The sequence below is a fragment of the Streptomyces regalis genome (assembly GCF_001509475.1).
GTDB lineage: Bacteria > Actinomycetota > Actinomycetes > Streptomycetales > Streptomycetaceae > Streptomyces > Streptomyces regalis.
The window spans coordinates 1-15,879 of record NZ_LLZG01000067.1 but is presented as its reverse complement, the minus strand read 5'-3'; the positions used below and the strand labels follow the sequence as shown (position 1 = coordinate 15,879).

Below are 15,879 nucleotides of genomic sequence, written 5' to 3'. Positions count from 1 at the left end.
CGCCTACGCCGACGCCCCACCCCCCACCAACCCCTGGCAGAACTACGACCCCTGGGCCCACCCCGCGCACCCCGCCAACCCGACCCATCCCTCCGCTCCCCTTCAGCAGAACGGCGCCGCCGTCGTCACCGACGCGCAGCGGCGCAAGCGTGCCAAGAAGGTGCTCCTCGTCGGGGCCCTGCTGATCGCGCTCGTGTCCGGTGGCGTGGGCGGCGTGGTCGGGGCGTATCTCGAGCGCAACGGCGGTGTGGGGGACGTGGAGCTGCCGCAGGCCGGGACCGAGGCCGGCGGGCGGGCGCCGGACAGCGTTGCCGGGATCGCCGCGCGCGCCCTGCCCAGTGTGGTGACGCTGCACGTGAGCGGCAGCGACGAGCAGGGCACCGGCACCGGATTCGTCCTCGACGCCCGCGGTCACATCCTCACCAACAACCACGTCGTCGAACCTGCGGGCGACAGTGGCGACATATCCGTGACCTTCCACAGTGGTGACACCGCCGAGGCCACCGTCGTCGGACGGGACAGCGGCTATGACCTCGCCGTCGTCAAGGTCAGCGGCGTCAGTGGCCTGCAGCCCCTGCCCCTCGGCAACTCGGACAACGTCGAGGTCGGCGACCCCGTCGTCGCCATCGGCGCCCCGTTCGACCTGGCCGGCACCGTCACGTCCGGCATCATCAGCGCCAAGGAGCGGCCCATCACGGCCGGCGGCGAGAGCGAGGACGGCAGCGACGTGTCGTACGTCGACGCCCTTCAGACCGACGCGCCCATCAACCCCGGCAACTCCGGTGGTCCCCTCCTCGACGCCCGCGCCCGTGTCATCGGCATCAACTCGGCCATCCGCTCCGCCGACACCGGCTCCGACCTGGACAGCGGCCAGTCCGGATCCATCGGCCTCGGCTTCGCCATACCGGTCAACCAGGCCAAGCGCGTCGCCGAGGAGCTGATCAACACCGGCAGGGCGACCCACCCGGTCATCGGCGTCACCCTCGACATGGACTACAGCGGCGACGGCGCCCGTGTAGGCGCGAAGGGCAGCGACGGGGGCTCCGCGGTCACCGCGGGCGGCCCCGGCGACAAGGCAGGCATCAAGTCGGGCGACGTCATCACCGCGGTCGACGGCCAGCGCGTCCACTCCGGCGAGGAACTCATCGTCAAGACCCGTGCCCACCGCCCCGGTGACCGGCTGGAGCTGACCTTGGAGCGCGGCGGCAAGGAGATCAGGATCTCGCTGACACTCGGCTCGTCGAGCGGGGACTGAGACTCACAGAAACGTCACAGTGCGTCCCGCACGACCACCCCAGACGGGCCCTGACAAGGCAAACAACCCGGAAAACCGCACGCCCACTCGCATCGGAGGCCTCGGGACAGTACCGGTCGTAGCGGATCGCCGGGTACCGTGGATCCGGCCCGGACCACGGAAGACCCACACAGACCGCCGAGGGCCGAGGACCGAGGACATCGCAAGGAGCTTCAGGTGTTCAATGACATAGGAACGTTCGAGCTGGTGGCGATCATCGTCCTCGCCGTGCTCGTCTTCGGTCCGGAAAAGCTCCCGAAGGTCATCCAGGACATCACGCGGACGGTCCGTAAGATCCGCGAGTTCTCGGAGAGCGCCAAGGAGGACATCCGTCAGGAACTGGGCCCGGAGTTCAAGGACTTCGAGTTCGAGGACCTCAACCCCAAGACGTTCATCCGCAAGCAGCTGGACAACGACGAACTGGGGCTGAAGGAGATCCGCAACGGCTTCGACCTGAAGAAGGAAATGGCCGAGGTCACCGACGCGGTCCACGGCCGTGACGCGGAGTCGTCCGGGTCCTCCTCCTCGTCGTCGTCCACCTCCTCGTCGTCCACCTCGGCTTCTTCCGGCGGCAGCGTCGACATGACGAAGAAGCCCGAGAGCCCCCGCGACGAGCGCCCGCCCTTCGACGCGGACGCCACCTGAGCCGTGCGCTCACCGGGCGGACGACCCCTCGTACGTGACGCTTCTCATACTCCGCCCGGGTCGCGCGCGGCCTGAACCCGCCCCCTGTGCGCCCCACGCGCCGGGCGGCTTCCCTGCTGCTCGGAGCGGTGTGGCTATGCTGCCGAGTTGTTGTGCGGACCGGACGAGTACGCCCGAAGGGGGGCGGGCCGGGCTGGTCCGGCGAGAGCTAGGAGGCGTCCGGGCACATGGAGACGACGAGTCACACGACGAGTCGGGCAGTCGCGCAGGCACCGGCCGCGGAGAGCGGACAGCAGGTCCCCTCCGCCCGGCGCACGGTCGACGGCTACCTGTTGGCGCCCTTCCCGTGGTACGGCCTCGACGAGGCCTTCACGGGGCCGCGCTGGTTGATGCAGGTCGGGATGGCGGCCGACGGGGCCGTGGAACACGGATCGATCGGGCACGGTGACGAGCCTTCCGTACGCAACGAGGCCACGGCGGAGGACCGGGAGAAGTTCGCGGTGGTGGTGACCATCGCGGCGAATCCGTCCCGCAGGAGCGCCGACGGCACGGGGCTCCTGGAGGCCACGTCGGTGTCCTCGGCGGCATGGCTCGCGGGGGTGGGGCTGCTGTCCTTCACCTGGCCGGGGCAGATGGACCACTCGCTGCGCGACGACTGGCTGGAACAGCAGACGGAGACGGCGTGGGCCCTCGCGGACGACCTGGCCGGTCCGGACTGGTCGACGCTCTCCCTGCCGGTGGACGGCGTCCCGACGCACTTCCACTACCGCGAGTCCGAGTTCGGCTGGGTACTGGCCGGCTCGACCCAGGAAGGGGTGCACGTGGGGGCGTACGGGAGGGGCCTGAGCGCATACGGGCTGGGCTTCGCGATGATCAAGGACATCTCCGCGTACGCCTAGGCATCGTCCCGCGCAAGGACAGAGTTACGACGATGGGGGCGCCGTCTCACCGGACGGCGCCCCCATCGTCGTACAGGAATCAGAACTTGTTGCGCGGCGTGATGCCCAGCGACATGCCCGACAGGCCCCGCTGCCGTCCCCCCAGCTTCCCGGCGATCGCGCGCAGCGCGGACCCCGCCGGGGAGTCCGGGTCGGTCAGGACCACCGGCTTGCCCTCGTCGCCGCCCTCGCGGAGGCGGACGTCGATGGGGATGCTGCCGAGGACCGGGACGTTCGTGCCCGTCGTGCGCGTGAGGCCGTCCGCGACGACCTGGCCGCCGCCCGTGCCGAACACGTCGACCATCTCGTCGCAGTGCGGGCAGGGCAGGCCGGACATGTTCTCGACCACGCCGACGATCTTCTGGTGGGTCTGGACGGCGATGGAGCCCGCCCGCTCGGCCACTTCCGCGGCCGCCTGCTGAGGCGTCGTCACGACCAGGATCTCGGCGTTCGGGACCAGCTGGGCCACGGAGATCGCGATGTCGCCGGTGCCGGGCGGGAGGTCGAGGAGCAGGACGTCCAGGTCGCCCCAGTACACGTCCGCCAGGAACTGCTGCAGCGCGCGGTGCAGCATCGGGCCGCGCCAGACCACCGGGGCGTTGCCCGGCGTGAACATGCCGATGGAGATGACCTTCACGCCGTTCGCGGACGGCGGCATGATCATGTTCTCGACCTGGGTCGGACGGCCGTCGGCGCCCAGCATGCGCGGCACGCTGTGGCCGTAGATGTCGGCGTCGACGACGCCCACCTTCAGGCCATCGGCCGCCATGGCCGCCGCCAGGTTCACGGTCACCGAGGACTTGCCGACGCCGCCCTTGCCGGACGCGACCGCGTACACGCGGGTCAGCGAGCCCGGCTTGGCGAAGGGGACCTCGCGCTCGGCGGTGCCGCCGCGCAGGGCGTTCGCCAGCTCCTTGCGCTGCTCGTCGCTCATCACGTCGAGCGTGACGTCGACGCGGGTGACGCCCTCGACCTGGGAGACCGCGTCCGTCACACGCTGCGTGATCGTCTCGCGCATCGGGCAGCCGGAGACCGTCAGGTACACGGTGACCGCGACCGCTCCGTCCGCGCCGATCTCCACCGACTTGACCATCCCGAGCTCCGTGATGGGTCGGTTGATCTCCGGGTCGTTCACCGTCGCCAGTGCTTCGCGCACCGCGTCTTCCGTAGCCATAAGGACGATGGTACGGCGCGGTAGCCATCCCCCGGAAAGCCCGTCAGCGGTCGTCTACGTCACGTCCGTGCGACCGATCTGCCGGGAATACCCCGTGCTCGCGGTGGCCGTTCTGCCGTTCCTCCAGCCCTTTCGTGAGGTCCTGCAGCTCCGAGCGCATCCAGTCGCGGGTGGCGACCTCCCCGAGTCCGATACGCAGGGCGGCGATCTCGCGGGTCAGGTACTCGGTGTCGGCGATGGACCGTTCGTTCTGCCTGCGGTCCTGTTCGAGCTCGACCCGGGAACGGTCGTCCTGCCGGTTCTGTGCGAGCAGGATCAGCGGGGCGGCGTAGGAGGCCTGCAGGGACAGGGCCAGGGTGAGGAAGATGAACGGGTACTCGTCCCAGCGCAAGGCGCTCGGCGCTGCGATGTTCCACAGCACCCACAGGATGATCACGACCGTCATCCAGACGAGGAACCGCCCGGTGCCGATGAAGCGGGCGATGCGCTCCGACAGCCGTCCGAAGGCCTCCGGGTCCCACTCGGGCAGGATGCGGCGGCGCGGCGGGCGGGGCTGGTCGAGGCGGGCGCGGGGTGGCCGGGTGGCCGCGGTGGCGCCCGACGCCACGCGCTCGCGCGTGCCCTCCCGCTCAGGAGCCATGGGCCGCCACCTCCTCGCCCGTGTCCTCGTCCAGGTGGAACTCCGTCTCCCGCCAGTCCTCGGGCAGCATGTGGTCCAGCACGTCGTCCACGGTCACCGCGCCCAGCAGCGACCCGGACTCGTCGACGACGGGCGCCGCGACCATGTCGTACGTCGCGAAGAACCCGGCGACGACCGGCAGCGCGGCGCCCGGCGCCAGAGCCTCCAGGGCATCGTCGACCAGCGCGCTCACCAGGGTGTACGGCGGGTCGCGCAGCAGGCGCTGGAAGTGGACCGTGCCGAGGTACTTGCCGGTGGGCGTCTCGTCGGGCGGGCGGCAGACGTAGACCTGGGCGGCGAGGGCGGGGGACAGGTCGGGGTTGCGGACCCGGGCGAGGGCGTCGGCGACCGTGGCGTCCGGGCGCAGGATGATCGGCTCCGTCGTCATCAGACCGCCCGCCGTGTGCTCCTCGTACGCCATCAGACGGCGCATGTCGGCCGCGTCGGCGGGCTGCATCAGGCTCAGCAGCCGCTCCTGGTCGTCCTCCGGGAGCTCACCGAGCAGGTCGGCCGCGTCGTCCGGGTCCATGGCCTCCAGGACGTCCGCGGCACGCTCCTCCTTCAGCTTGCCGAGGATCTCGATCTGGTCGTCCTCCGGAAGCTCTTCGAGTACGTCCGCGAGGCGGTCGTCGTCGAGGGCGGCGGCGACCTCGGCGCGGCGCTTGGGGGAGAGGTGGTGCAGGACGTTGGCGAGGTCGGCGGGGCGCAGCTGCTCGAAGGTGGCGAGGAGGCTCTCGGCGCCCTGTCCCTTCTCCTCCAGCGTGAAGCCGGTCACGGCGGACCACTCGACGGTCAGCGACTCGCCCTTGGCGCGGCGGAAGGTGCCGCTCTTGCCGCCCTTGCGTACGAACACCTTGTCGATCTCCCACTCCCGGCGGGCCGGCAGCTGGTGCACCGACAGATCGAGGACGGTGACCTCTTCGCCGGTCTCGACGAGGGTGACGCGCCGGTCGAGCAGCTCGCCGAAGACGAGGCGCTCGGTGGGGCGCTGCTCGAAGCGGCGGACGTTGAGCACGCCGGTGGTGAGGACCTGGCCGGACTCGATGCTGGTGACGCGGGTCATGGGCAGGAAGATGCGGCGCCGGGTGGAGAGTTCGACGACGAGGCCGAGCAGCCTTGGGGGGCGCCGGCCGACGCGCAGCATGACGACCAGATCGCGGACGCGGCCCACCTGGTCGCCGTTCGGGTCGAAGGCGGCGACTCCGGCGAGGTGCGAGACGAAGATCCGGGGGGCGCCGGCTGCCATGGCTGCGGCTCCTTTGCGTGCGGGGTGTGCCGTGTTGCTGTCGCTGTTTGTTCGCTGTTTCGCGTGCTGTGCCGGTTTTCCGAATTGCCCGCTCGAGTGGGCTTCAGGCTAGCCCGTCCTGATCCGATACGCCCTGGTGAGCGGTCCGGACGGACTGGCTCCGCCAGGGACCTGACCGCCCGGTACGCTGCCGTACGCCGCTCGGGTCCCACGACAGAAAGGCAGCCCCACCTGTGACTGCGATTCCCCAGGGCCGTGCTCGCCGTGCCGCGCTGGTGAGCGCCATGTGCGCCCTGGTCGTGTCGGGAACGGCACTGACGGGATGCAGCGAGGATCCCGACGAGGGCACCAACGGGGTCGGCAAGCTGCCCGCCGCCGAGATCCAGCGCAAGACCCGTGCGGCCGCCGACTCCACCGACGCGGTGCGCCTCTCCGGGAACGTGGTGACCAGTGGGCGCACTTACAAACTCGATATGCGGCTGAATTCCGACGGTGCGACGGGTTCGGTCACCGCGCAGGGGGCGACGTTCGAGCTGCTGCGGATCGGTGAGCAGCTGTATCTGAAGGCCGACGCCGGATTCTGGAGCGATGCGGGCGGCGAGAGCGGCGAGGGCAAGGGGGACGCCGCGGCCGCGGACAAGCTGAACGGCAAGTTCGTGAAGGTGCCGCAGGGCGACCCCTCGTACAAGAAGTTCAGCGGCTTCACCGACAAGGACGTCCTCCTCGACGGCCTGTTGACCCTCCACGGCACGCTGGCGACGGACGGCCACCACGAGCAGGACGGCACCCGCACCATCCGCATCACCGGCGACAAGGGCTCCGGCGGCACCCTCGACGTCTCCCTGGAGGGCACCCCGTACCCCCTGCGCCTGACCCGGGCCGGCGGCGGGGGCACGCTGACCTTCTCGTCCTGGGGCAAGGACTTCACCCTGGAGAAGCCGGCGAAGGACGAGACGGTGGACTACGGCAGGCAGCTGCCGACGTCGTAACCGCCTATCGCCGCTGCCGCCGCTTCTTCTTCAGCAGCAGCCGCGGAAGCCCTGCCGGGATCGGCTGACGCGTCGTCGCCGGCGACGGCAACGGCGCTTCGGCCAGGGAGCCGTCCGGCAGGGGAGCAGTGGTTCCCGTCGGCTCCAGGCGCAGCACCCGGCACTCGCGGGCCCAGCGGGCCGGCATGGCCTCGCCGTCGGGGGCGTTGAGACGCTTGCCCTTCAGCTCGGCGACCGTCGCCTCCCACTCCTCGGAGCCCGACACGAGTTCGACGACCTTCGCGCTCCAGGAGACCAGCCGGCCCCCCTTGTCCTTGCTGCGCACGGTGACCTCGGCAAGGCCGCCGTCGGCCAGCCCCGGCAGCGGCTGCTCACCCGGCCCGTCGCCCACGACACACGCCGCACCCTCGTGCCACGCGTGCCACAGCGCCCGGGCGGGGACACCGGGGCCCTTGACCCAGATGAGGCCGGACTTCTTCGTGGCCTCCTCGACGAGGGCCTGGTTGAGCAGCTCGCTTGTCATGGCTCAAGCCTATCCAGCGGTCGCCGACCCGGTCAGAGCCATCCGTTCCGCTTCAGCGTGCGGTGGATGCCCAGACAGATGGCCACCGTGATGCTCATGATCACTGGGTAGCCGTACTTCCAGTGCAGCTCGGGCATGTACTTGAAGTTCATCCCGTACACACCGCACACCATCGTCGGCACGGCGATGATCGCGGCCCACGACGTGATCTTCCGCATGTCCTCGTTCTGCGCCACGGACGCCTGCGCGAGGTTGGCCTGGAGGATCGAGTTGAGGAGTTCGTCGAAGCCGATGACCTGCTCCTGGACGCGGGCGAGGTGGTCGGCGACGTCCCGGAAGTACTTCTGGATGTCCGGGTCGATCAGCCGCATCGGCCGCTCGCTCAGCAGCTGCATGGGACGCAGCAGGGGCGACACCGCGCGCTTGAACTCCAGCACCTCACGCTTGAGTTGGTAGATCCGCCCCGCGTCCGTGCCGCGCGGCGAGCCCTTCCGCCCCGGCGAGAACACCTCCGTCTCCACCTCGTCGATGTCGTCCTGCACCGCGTCGGCGACGGCGACATACCCGTCGACGACATGGTCGGCGATCGCGTGCAGCACGGCCGACGGCCCCTTGGCGAGCAGCTCCGGGTCGTCCTGCAGCCGGTGCCGCAGCGCCCGCAGCGAGCCCTGGCCGCCGTGCCGGACGGTGATGAAGAAGTCCCGCCCGGTGAAGCACATCACCTCGCCCGTCTCGACGATCTCGCTGTTGGCGGTGAGTTCGTCGTGCTCGACGTAGTGGATGGTCTTGAAGACGGTGAACAGGGAGTCGTCGTACCGCTCCAGCTTGGGCCGCTGGTGGGCCTGCACGGCGTCCTCGACGGCCAGCGGGTGCAGCCCGAACTCACTGGCGATGCCGGAGAATTCGGCCTCGGTCGGCTCGTGCAGCCCGATCCACACGAAGCCCCCGTCACGCCGCACCTGGCGCATCGCCTCGTGCGGGGTCAGGGGCTTCGGGCTCTCGACGCGGGCGCCGCCCCGGTAGACGGCGCAGTCGACGACGGCGGAGGGCGTCGCAGGGTCGCGGGTGGTGTCGTACACGCCGTTGTCCTTGCGCAGCGAGATGCGGGACGGGCGGACCACGGCACGCAGGTCGCGAATCATCGACATGGGCAGGCTCCTTCGCAACGGGCAACGAAGCGCGGAGGGCCGCCGGACGGGTGGAACTGCCCGGAATGGGGACGTCCTGACCTCAGGATGTTTGGCACGTCCACAAAGCGGGGAGCACCGCACCGTCGCGGTGGCGGGCTTCGTTGCTGATTCAGATCAGACAGATCAGGCAAAGCGAAACGAAGTGCTCTTCCGTGTGAAGACGCGAGCGTGAAAGGCGGCGATCAGCGAGAGCCGGAACAGCCGAATCAGCTACATCAGTGGCGGGAAGAGCGTGTGGTACTGCACGGTCGACTTCGATCCATAGCAGCCCCACCTCCTCCGGCCGGTCCCTCGTGAGGGACGATCCACACCCCGTTCGGGGTTCCCCGTAGGGGAGTCAATCCTGGTGTCGGGACTCGATCGCGACGCTTCTGCATGCTGTCCCGAACACCGGGCAAGAGTATCAGCCGACTGAAGTGTCAAGGCGCTGCTTTGCCCGGTACTGACGAGTTCTATGCTCGCCGCATGGCTGATGTTCTTCCTCTGGTCGAGGCCCGGTTGCGCACCGCGCTGGGCGAACCGGACGCGCGCGCGGCGGTCACCTTCCTCGGTACGGACCGCATCGAGGTGCTCCGTTTCCAGGAGGGCGACATCGTCCGCTACGCCACGCTCGGCATGTCCGCGCAGCCGATGAGCGACCCCACCGCGGTGCTCGCCGACCCGGTCAAGGGCCCGCGCGCCGAGCTGCTCCTCTCCGTCCGCTCCGGCCTCGCCGACACCGACAAGGTGCTCCGCCCGCTTGCCGTACTCGCCGCGTCTCCGCAGGTGGAGGGCGTGATCGTGGCCCCGGGCGCCTCCCTGGACGTCGGCGAACCGCTGTGGCCCGGCGCCCCGTTCAGCTCGGTCCTGGTCGCCGAGCCGGGCGGCCTGATCGAGGACCTGGAGCTCGACGAGCCCGCCGACCCCGTGCACTTCCTGCCCCTGCTCCCGATGACCCCGAACGAGGCCGCCTGGAAGCGCGTGCACGGCGCCCAGGCCCTCCAGGAGCGCTGGCTGACGCACGGGACGGATCTTCGGGATCCCGCCCGCATGTCCGTCCCGCTGGAGTGACCGTGGCGTGAGCAACCTCACCAACCGGTGGCTGAAAAGCGTCAGTTGGCGAACACGGTGACGCTGTCCTCGACCGCGTGCTTCGTTTCCAGTTCCTCGGCATCGCGCGCGAGCGCCCCGCGCCGTACGACGACCACGAGCGCGCCCGCGACAGCCGTGACCGCCGCCACCACGAACGGGATGTGGATGCTGCCGGTCCACTCCTCGATCCTCGGCGCGAAATAGGGCGCTGCCGCCGCCGCGAACCACCGCACGAAGTTGTAGCCGGCGCTCGCCACGGGGCGAGGCGCGTCGGAGACGCCGAGGGCCAGCTCCGTGTAGACGGTGTTGTTCACGCCGATGAACGCGCCGGACAGGATCGTGCAGACGACCGCGGTGGTGTGGTCGCCGTAGCCGAGGACCAGCACGTCCACGGCGAGCAGCACCAGCGAGCCGCCGAGCACCTTCAGCGAACCGAACCGCTCCTGTATGCGCGGCGCCACGATCACCGAGAACACGGCGAGCAGTACACCCCAGGCGAAGAACACCGCACCCGACCGGTACGGGCTCATGTCCAGCACGAACGGCGTGAAGGCCAGCACGGTGAAGAACGTGTAGTTGTAGAAGAACGCCGAGATCGCCGCGGACGCGAGGCCGCCGTGACCGAGCGCCTTGAGCGGGTCCAGCAGCGAGGTCTTGCGGGCCGGCTTCGGCTGCTCCTTCAGGAACACCGCGATGCACAGGAAGCCGACCGCCATCAGGAAGGCCGTGCCGAAGAACGGGTAGCGCCAGCTGGCGTCGCCGAGCAGCGCGCCCAGCAGCGGCCCGCACGCCATGCCGAGCCCGAGGGCGGACTCGTACAGCAGGATCGCCGCCGCGCTGCCGCCGGCCGCCGCGCCGACGATGACCGCGAGGGCCGTGGAGACGAAGAGCGCGTTGCCGAGCCCCCAGCCCGCCCGGAATCCGACCAGCTCGCCGACCGATCCCGAGGTCCCCGCGAGCCCGGCGAAGACGACCACGAAGGCCAGGCCGAGCAGCAGGGTCCTGCGGCCGCCGATCCGGCTGGAGACGAAGCCGGTGACCAGCATCGCCACGGCGGTGATGAGGAAGTACGAGGTGAAGAGCAGGGAGACCTGACCGGCCGTGGCGTTCAGGCCGCTCGCGATGGACGGCAGGATCGGGTCGACGAGTCCGATGCCCATGAAGGCGACGACGGACGCGCCGGCGGTCGCCCACACGGCCTTCGGCTGACGCAGCAGAGAAGTAGATGGCATATACATATATTATGTTAGGCGGGCTAAATAATGCAAAGGGCATCCGGCCGCTTCGGCGAGCGGGTTCCGCCCGGACGGGTGATCGTCCTTGACGTGACGCGGAAGGGGTAGGACCGTGGGGCCCTATGAGGGGCGAACCCAGTTGCCCGAAGTGTGGTGGCCGGGTCAGGGCTCCCGGACTCTTCGCCGACACCTGGCAGTGCGATGTGCACGGCACCGTGCATCCGGTGCAGCCCGTGATCCCGCCCAGCGTCGAGGCCCTCGGCGTCGTCGTGCACCGCACGCAGGTGCCGGTGTGGATGCCGTGGCCGCTGCCGATCGGGTGGCTGTTCACGGGTGTGGCCAGTGCGGGCGATGACCGCAGTGGCGGCCGCGCGACCGCCGTGGCCTGCTCCGGACCCGGACCGCTAGGCGGCATGGGCGAGCTGATCCTGGTCGCCGAGGAGCTCGGCGTCGGCCTCGGCGCGCGCTACGCGGGCATCGACGGACCGGATCCGGGGCCGTACATGAACGTCGAGAAGCCACCCCAGGCCAAGGTCGTCGCCGCCGGACGCCCGACTCCGCTGTGGCATGTCTTCCGCACCCCGGACGACCGCGCCGTCTTCGCGGGGGAGGCGCTCGGGATGTGGCTGTGGGCGGTCATGTGGCCGGAGCAGTCGGGGTTGTTGATGTACGACGAGCTGGTGCTGACGGACCTGCGGGACGCGGGGGCGGAGCTGGATCTGGTGCCCTGCGGGGCGCTGTCGCCGCGCTTGCTCGAGCCGTAGCGCCTGCCGAGGTGGGGTGCGCTGTTGAGGGGCGAGTGCGGGTAGTCGTGGGTAGCTCGCGCCCACGCGGCGGAGCCGCACATCGATACAGCCCCGCGCCCCCTGGGTGTCTCGATGTAAGGGGCGCTTGGCTGTGCGGGTGTGACAGGGGGCGTTGAAAATCTGGTTATCCTTGAGCGTCCTCTTCCGTGCCCTCATTGACTGGAGTTCGTGTCGTGCGCATCGATCTGCACACCCACTCCACCGCTTCCGACGGCACGGACACCCCGGCCGAGCTCGTGCGTCATGCCGTCGCGGCCGGACTGGACGTCGTGGCGCTCACCGATCACGACACCACTCGCGGGCACGCCGAGGCGATCGCCGCGCTGCCGCCAGGCCTCACCCTCGTCACCGGCGCCGAGCTGTCCTGTCGTATCGACGGCATCAGCATGCACATGCTGGCCTATCTCTTCGACCCGGAGGAGCCGGCGCTGCTCGCCGAGCGGGAGCTGGTGCGTGACGACCGGGTGCCCCGGGCCCAGGGCATGGTCGCCAAGCTCAACGAGCTGGGCGTGCCCGTCACCTGGGAGCAGGTGCTGCGGATCGCCGGTGACGGCTCGGTCGGCCGGCCGCACGTCGCCACCGCGCTGGTCGAGCTCGGTGTCGTACCGACCGTGGGCGACGCCTTCACCCAGGACTGGCTGGCCGACGGTGGCCGGGCCTTCGTGGAGAAGCACGAGACCGACCCGTTCGAGGCGATCCGGCTGATCAAGGCCGCGGGCGGCGTCGCCGTCTTCGCGCATCCGGCCGCGAGCAAGCGGGGCCGTACGGTGCCGGAGTCCGCGATCGCCGACCTGGCCGCGGCCGGGCTCGACGGCATCGAGGTCGACCACATGGACCACGATCCCGACACGCGCGCACGGCTGCGCGGGCTCGCCAAGGAGCTCGGGCTGCTGACGACCGGGTCCAGCGACTACCACGGCAGCCGCAAGACGTGCGTGCTCGGCGAGTACACGACGGATCCCGAGGTGTACGGCGAGATCACGCGCCGGGCGACCGGAGCGTTTCCCGTCCCGGGGGCCGGCGGGGTCTAGGCCGGTCGCACTCCACGTCCGTATTTGAGGCACCCGGCGCTGTCGGCTGTGCCCACCCGTTCCTCCCCCAGTGCCTTAAGGGCCTGGGGGACCCCCAGCGGAACACTGCCCCCAGCGGTAGCGGCACAGCGGCTGTAGTCCGGTGCTGCCTGCTCACCGCGCGTTCACTCACCGCAAGGCCTGTCACCCATGTTCGACCTCGCCGTCTTCGGCTCCCTCTTCCTGACCCTCTTCGTCATCATGGATCCCCCCGGGATCACCCCGATCTTCCTCGCGCTCACCGCCGGCCGTCCGGCCAAGGTGCAGAAGCGGATGGCCTTCCAGGCCGTCTGTGTGGCGGGCGGTGTGATCACGGTCTTCGGGCTCCTCGGCCACCAGATCCTCAACTACCTGCACGTCTCCGTTCCCGCGCTGATGATCGCGGGCGGGCTGCTGCTCCTGCTGATCGCGCTCGACCTGCTCACCGGCAAGACCGACGAGCCGAAGCAGACCAAGGACGTCAACGTCGCCCTCGTACCGCTGGGCATGCCGCTGCTGGCCGGGCCGGGTGCGATCGTGTCGGTCATCCTCGCCGTGCAGAAGGCCGACGGCGTCGGCATGCAGGTGTCGGTGTGGACGGCGATCCTCGCCATCCATGTCGTGCTGTGGCTCGTGATGCGGTACTCGCTGCTGATCATCCGGGTCATCAAGGACGGCGGCGTGGTCCTGGTGACGCGGCTCGCGGGCATGATGCTGTCGGCGATCGCGGTGCAGCAGATCATCAACGGCGTGACGCAGGTGATCCAGGGCGCTTGAGCCCTTGAGTCCTTGAGTCCTTGAGGCTGACGTATGCGCGAAGCCCCCGTACGGCCTGTGCCGTACGGGGGCTTCGAAGCTTCTGTGGTGGTCCGCGTCTGTTATGAGGCCGTGGTCTCGGCCGGTCGGATCCACAGCCGCTGCCCGATTGCGGCGGCCTGCTGAACGATCCGGTTGACGGAGGCGGCGTCTACGACGGTGCTGTCCACGGGCGTGCCGTCGACCTCGTCGAGTCGCATGATTTCGAAGCGCATGGCTTCTCCCTTCGTCTGGTCATCCTCCTGAGGAGAACTACTTGGTTACACACGTATGCAACGGGCTGCGTGTTACAAACATTCCCTACGCTAAGGAAATTTTTCGAACACCTAACTACTGACCGGTAAGCGGTTGTCGAGGGATCAAGGCGGGACCGACCGGGACCGGTTGTGTTCGCAGCGTGACCGCCGGGACAATGGGGGGCGATGAACGACGACCTCGCGGCGCTCGCCGCCCGCATCGACCACACCAACGAGCTGCTGCAACGCATGCTCGCCGAGGTGGCGAAGACGCCCTCGACCCACGCGATCTTCGTCGACGCGGGGTACCTGTACGCGGCCGCGGGGCGGCTGGTCGCCGGGACGGAGGACCGCCGGGCGTTCGACGTGGACGCCGAGGGGCTGATCGAGGCGCTCATCGACAGGGCGCGCACGATCTTCGCGGACAGCAGGCTGCTGCGGGTCTACTGGTACGACGGTGCGCGGCGCCGTATCCACACGGCGGAGCAGCAGTCGATCGCCGAACTTCCCGATGTGAAGGTGCGGCTGGGCAACCTCAACGCCAACAACCAGCAGAAGGGTGTCGATTCACTGATCAGGACCGACCTGGAGTCCCTGGCCAGACACCGCGCCATCAGCGATGCGGCACTGCTCGGCGGGGACGAGGACCTGGTGTCGGCGGTCGAGGCGGCGCAGGGATACGGGGCGCGGGTGCACCTGTGGGGCATCGAGGCGCCGGAAGGCCGCAACCAGGCCGAGCCGCTGCTCTGGGAGGTCGACAGCCAACGCACCTTCGACCTCGACTTCTTCAAGCCGTACGTCTCCCGGCGCACGGCCGCCGCGTACGAGGCTGCGGGGGCCCGGCCGACGCGGGAGGACGTCCGGTTCGTCGGCGCGCAGATCGCGGCGAAGTGGCTCGCGGCGCGCGGGCGGGAGTCGCTCGTGGAACTGCTGCCCGGGCATCCGTATCTGCCCGGGTCCGTCGACCAGGACCTGCTGGTGGAGGCGGAGGGGCTGCTGCAGTACTCGCTGCGCGGGCAGGCGGATCTGCGGAGGGCGCTGCGGGACGGGTTCTGGGAGCACCTGCAGGCGCAGTACTAGCTGCGGCTGCGCTGCTGGTGCCGGGTGGCAGTGCCGTCGAGCGCTGTCGGTACCAGCTGTCGGTACTAGGCGTCGGTCCCGTCGACGGTGTCCCAGAAGTCGGCTACGGCCTGGGCGGTGAGCAAGGGCTGGTCGGCGTTGGGGGAGTGCTCGGCGCCGGGGATGATCGTCCGGCGGGCGTTCAGCCGTGCGGCCATGTCGTCCAGGACCGGGACCGGCCACGTGTCGTCGCTGGCGCCCGACAGGACGTGGAACGGGAGCGGTGCTGCGGCCAGTTCGTCGACGCGGTCCGGTTCCGTGCACAACTGACGGCCCGTCGCGAGGAGTTGCGCGGGCTTCGTGCCGAGCCAACGGCGGCGCAGCAGTTCCTGGCCCCCGATGCCGCGCGCCGGACCGCCGACCTCCTCGGGCGGCCCCATGGCGCGGATCGCCTCCCAGGTCTCGGCCATGCTCATCACCGCGAGCGCGTCCCGCAGCAGTTTCACGCGCTGCTGCTGGGAGTCGGAGATCTGGGCGGGGCCCGATGCCATGAGGGTGAGCGAGCGGAACGGGGAGTGGTCGAGGAGGACGGCCGCGCGGGCGATCTGACCGCCGAGGGAGTGGCCGAAGAGGTGGAGTGGGGTGTCGAGGGTGCCCAGGGCTGCTGCCTGGGCGAGGACGTCCCGGGCCAACTCGCCTTGCGCGTAAGCGGATTCGTCGTGCTCTGGACCGTCCGACTCGTGCTGTCCGCGACCGTCGACGGCGACCGTACGGTAGCCGCGCGCCGCGAGCGGCTCGTGCATGAGCGTGAAGTCCTCCTTGCTGCCGGTGAATCCGGGGAGCAGCAGCGCCACGCCTCGGGGCTCGACACCGGGTGGGCCAGGGGAGGGGGCGACAGCGAAGGTTCGGCGGGGGGTTTGCAGGGGGAG

General features: G+C 69.9%; 17 protein-coding genes. 9 read left to right on the top strand and 8 right to left on the bottom strand.

From position 1 onward, the window contains the following. From ADL12_RS11740 to ADL12_RS11730, 3 genes are all read left to right on the top strand, one after another. Positions 1 to 1,255: S1C family serine protease (locus ADL12_RS11740; RefSeq protein WP_062701313.1), on the top strand; the 1,255-nt coding region annotated here is incomplete at its 5' end. Positions 1,256 to 1,471: 216 nt separating this feature from the next. Further along, a complete protein-coding gene (locus ADL12_RS11735; RefSeq protein ID WP_062701310.1) occupies positions 1,472 to 1,939 on the top strand; it encodes a sec-independent translocase in 468 nt (155 codons plus the stop codon). 227 nt (positions 1,940 to 2,166) lie between these two features. After that, entirely contained in the window at positions 2,167 to 2,838 is a 672-nt protein-coding gene (locus ADL12_RS11730) for a hypothetical protein (protein WP_062701308.1), read from the top strand. 79 nt (positions 2,839 to 2,917) lie between these two features. Here ADL12_RS11730 and ADL12_RS11725 read toward each other — a convergent pair whose 3' ends face one another. Genes ADL12_RS11725 through ADL12_RS11715 form a run of 3 tightly spaced genes read right to left on the bottom strand, consistent with a single transcriptional unit; the run spans position 2,918 to position 5,976 of the window. Continuing rightward, positions 2,918 to 4,051, bottom strand: coding sequence for an Mrp/NBP35 family ATP-binding protein (locus ADL12_RS11725; RefSeq protein WP_062701306.1), 1,134 nt, complete (start codon positions 4,049 to 4,051; stop codon positions 2,918 to 2,920). A 43-nt stretch (positions 4,052 to 4,094) separates the two neighbouring features. Beyond that, positions 4,095 to 4,691 (bottom strand): DUF1003 domain-containing protein, encoded by a 597-nt coding sequence (locus ADL12_RS11720; RefSeq protein ID WP_062701304.1) that lies wholly within the window; start codon positions 4,689 to 4,691, stop codon positions 4,095 to 4,097. Beyond that, on the bottom strand, positions 4,681 to 5,976 hold the full coding sequence (locus ADL12_RS11715; protein ID WP_062701302.1) for a magnesium transporter MgtE N-terminal domain-containing protein: 1,296 nt from the start codon (positions 5,974 to 5,976) through the stop codon (positions 4,681 to 4,683). The genes ADL12_RS11720 and ADL12_RS11715 overlap by 11 nt, the downstream gene beginning before the upstream one ends. Positions 5,977 to 6,209: 233 nt before the next feature. On the opposite strand from ADL12_RS11715, the gene ADL12_RS11710 reads away from it, so the two are divergent. After that, a complete protein-coding gene (locus ADL12_RS11710; protein ID WP_062701299.1) occupies positions 6,210 to 6,965 on the top strand; it encodes a hypothetical protein in 756 nt (251 codons plus the stop codon). Positions 6,966 to 6,969: 4 nt separating this feature from the next. On the opposite strand, the gene ADL12_RS11705 is transcribed toward ADL12_RS11710, so the two are convergent. Both ADL12_RS11705 and ADL12_RS11700 read right to left on the bottom strand, forming a co-directional pair. Then, positions 6,970 to 7,488: a hypothetical protein gene (locus ADL12_RS11705; protein WP_062701297.1), complete on the bottom strand. Its 519-nt coding sequence runs from the start codon at positions 7,486 to 7,488 to the stop codon at positions 6,970 to 6,972. A gap of 32 nt (positions 7,489 to 7,520) precedes the next feature. Then, a complete protein-coding gene (locus ADL12_RS11700) occupies positions 7,521 to 8,636 on the bottom strand; it encodes a magnesium and cobalt transport protein CorA (RefSeq protein ID WP_062701295.1) in 1,116 nt (371 codons plus the stop codon). A 507-nt stretch (positions 8,637 to 9,143) separates the two neighbouring features. On the opposite strand from ADL12_RS11700, the gene ADL12_RS11695 reads away from it, so the two are divergent. Then, positions 9,144 to 9,728 carry a suppressor of fused domain protein gene (locus ADL12_RS11695; RefSeq protein ID WP_062701293.1) on the top strand — a complete coding sequence of 195 codons (585 nt, stop codon included), beginning with the start codon at positions 9,144 to 9,146 and terminating at the stop codon, positions 9,726 to 9,728. A 41-nt stretch (positions 9,729 to 9,769) separates the two neighbouring features. Here ADL12_RS11695 and ADL12_RS11690 read toward each other — a convergent pair whose 3' ends face one another. Continuing rightward, on the bottom strand, positions 9,770 to 10,987 hold the full coding sequence (locus ADL12_RS11690) for an MFS transporter (protein WP_062701291.1): 1,218 nt from the start codon (positions 10,985 to 10,987) through the stop codon (positions 9,770 to 9,772). A 119-nt stretch (positions 10,988 to 11,106) separates the two neighbouring features. Here ADL12_RS11690 and ADL12_RS11685 point away from each other — a divergent pair, with 119 nt between their 5' ends. The 3 genes from ADL12_RS11685 (at position 11,107) to ADL12_RS11675 (ending at position 13,616) form a co-directional block, all read left to right on the top strand. After that, complete coding sequence (locus ADL12_RS11685; protein WP_062701289.1) at positions 11,107 to 11,748, top strand: DUF6758 family protein; 642 nt, start codon at positions 11,107 to 11,109, stop codon at positions 11,746 to 11,748. A gap of 215 nt (positions 11,749 to 11,963) precedes the next feature. Beyond that, positions 11,964 to 12,821, top strand: a complete 858-nt coding sequence (locus ADL12_RS11680; RefSeq protein ID WP_062701283.1) for a PHP domain-containing protein — start codon at positions 11,964 to 11,966, stop codon at positions 12,819 to 12,821. 189 nt (positions 12,822 to 13,010) lie between these two features. Further along, the gene (locus tag ADL12_RS11675) at positions 13,011 to 13,616 is read left to right on the top strand and encodes a MarC family protein (RefSeq protein WP_062701281.1); all 606 of its coding nucleotides are present in this window, start codon (positions 13,011 to 13,013) and stop codon (positions 13,614 to 13,616) included. A 101-nt stretch (positions 13,617 to 13,717) separates the two neighbouring features. Here ADL12_RS11675 and ADL12_RS52615 read toward each other — a convergent pair whose 3' ends face one another. Next, positions 13,718 to 13,870 (bottom strand): hypothetical protein, encoded by a 153-nt coding sequence (locus ADL12_RS52615; protein ID WP_093906763.1) that lies wholly within the window; start codon positions 13,868 to 13,870, stop codon positions 13,718 to 13,720. Between the two features lie 207 nt (positions 13,871 to 14,077). Here ADL12_RS52615 and ADL12_RS11670 point away from each other — a divergent pair, with 207 nt between their 5' ends. Continuing rightward, positions 14,078 to 14,971: an NYN domain-containing protein gene (locus tag ADL12_RS11670; RefSeq protein ID WP_062701279.1), complete on the top strand. Its 894-nt coding sequence runs from the start codon at positions 14,078 to 14,080 to the stop codon at positions 14,969 to 14,971. 65 nt (positions 14,972 to 15,036) lie between these two features. Here ADL12_RS11670 and ADL12_RS11665 read toward each other — a convergent pair. After that, on the bottom strand, positions 15,037 to 15,879 hold an 843-nt coding region (locus ADL12_RS11665; protein WP_062701315.1), incomplete at its 5' end, for an alpha/beta fold hydrolase.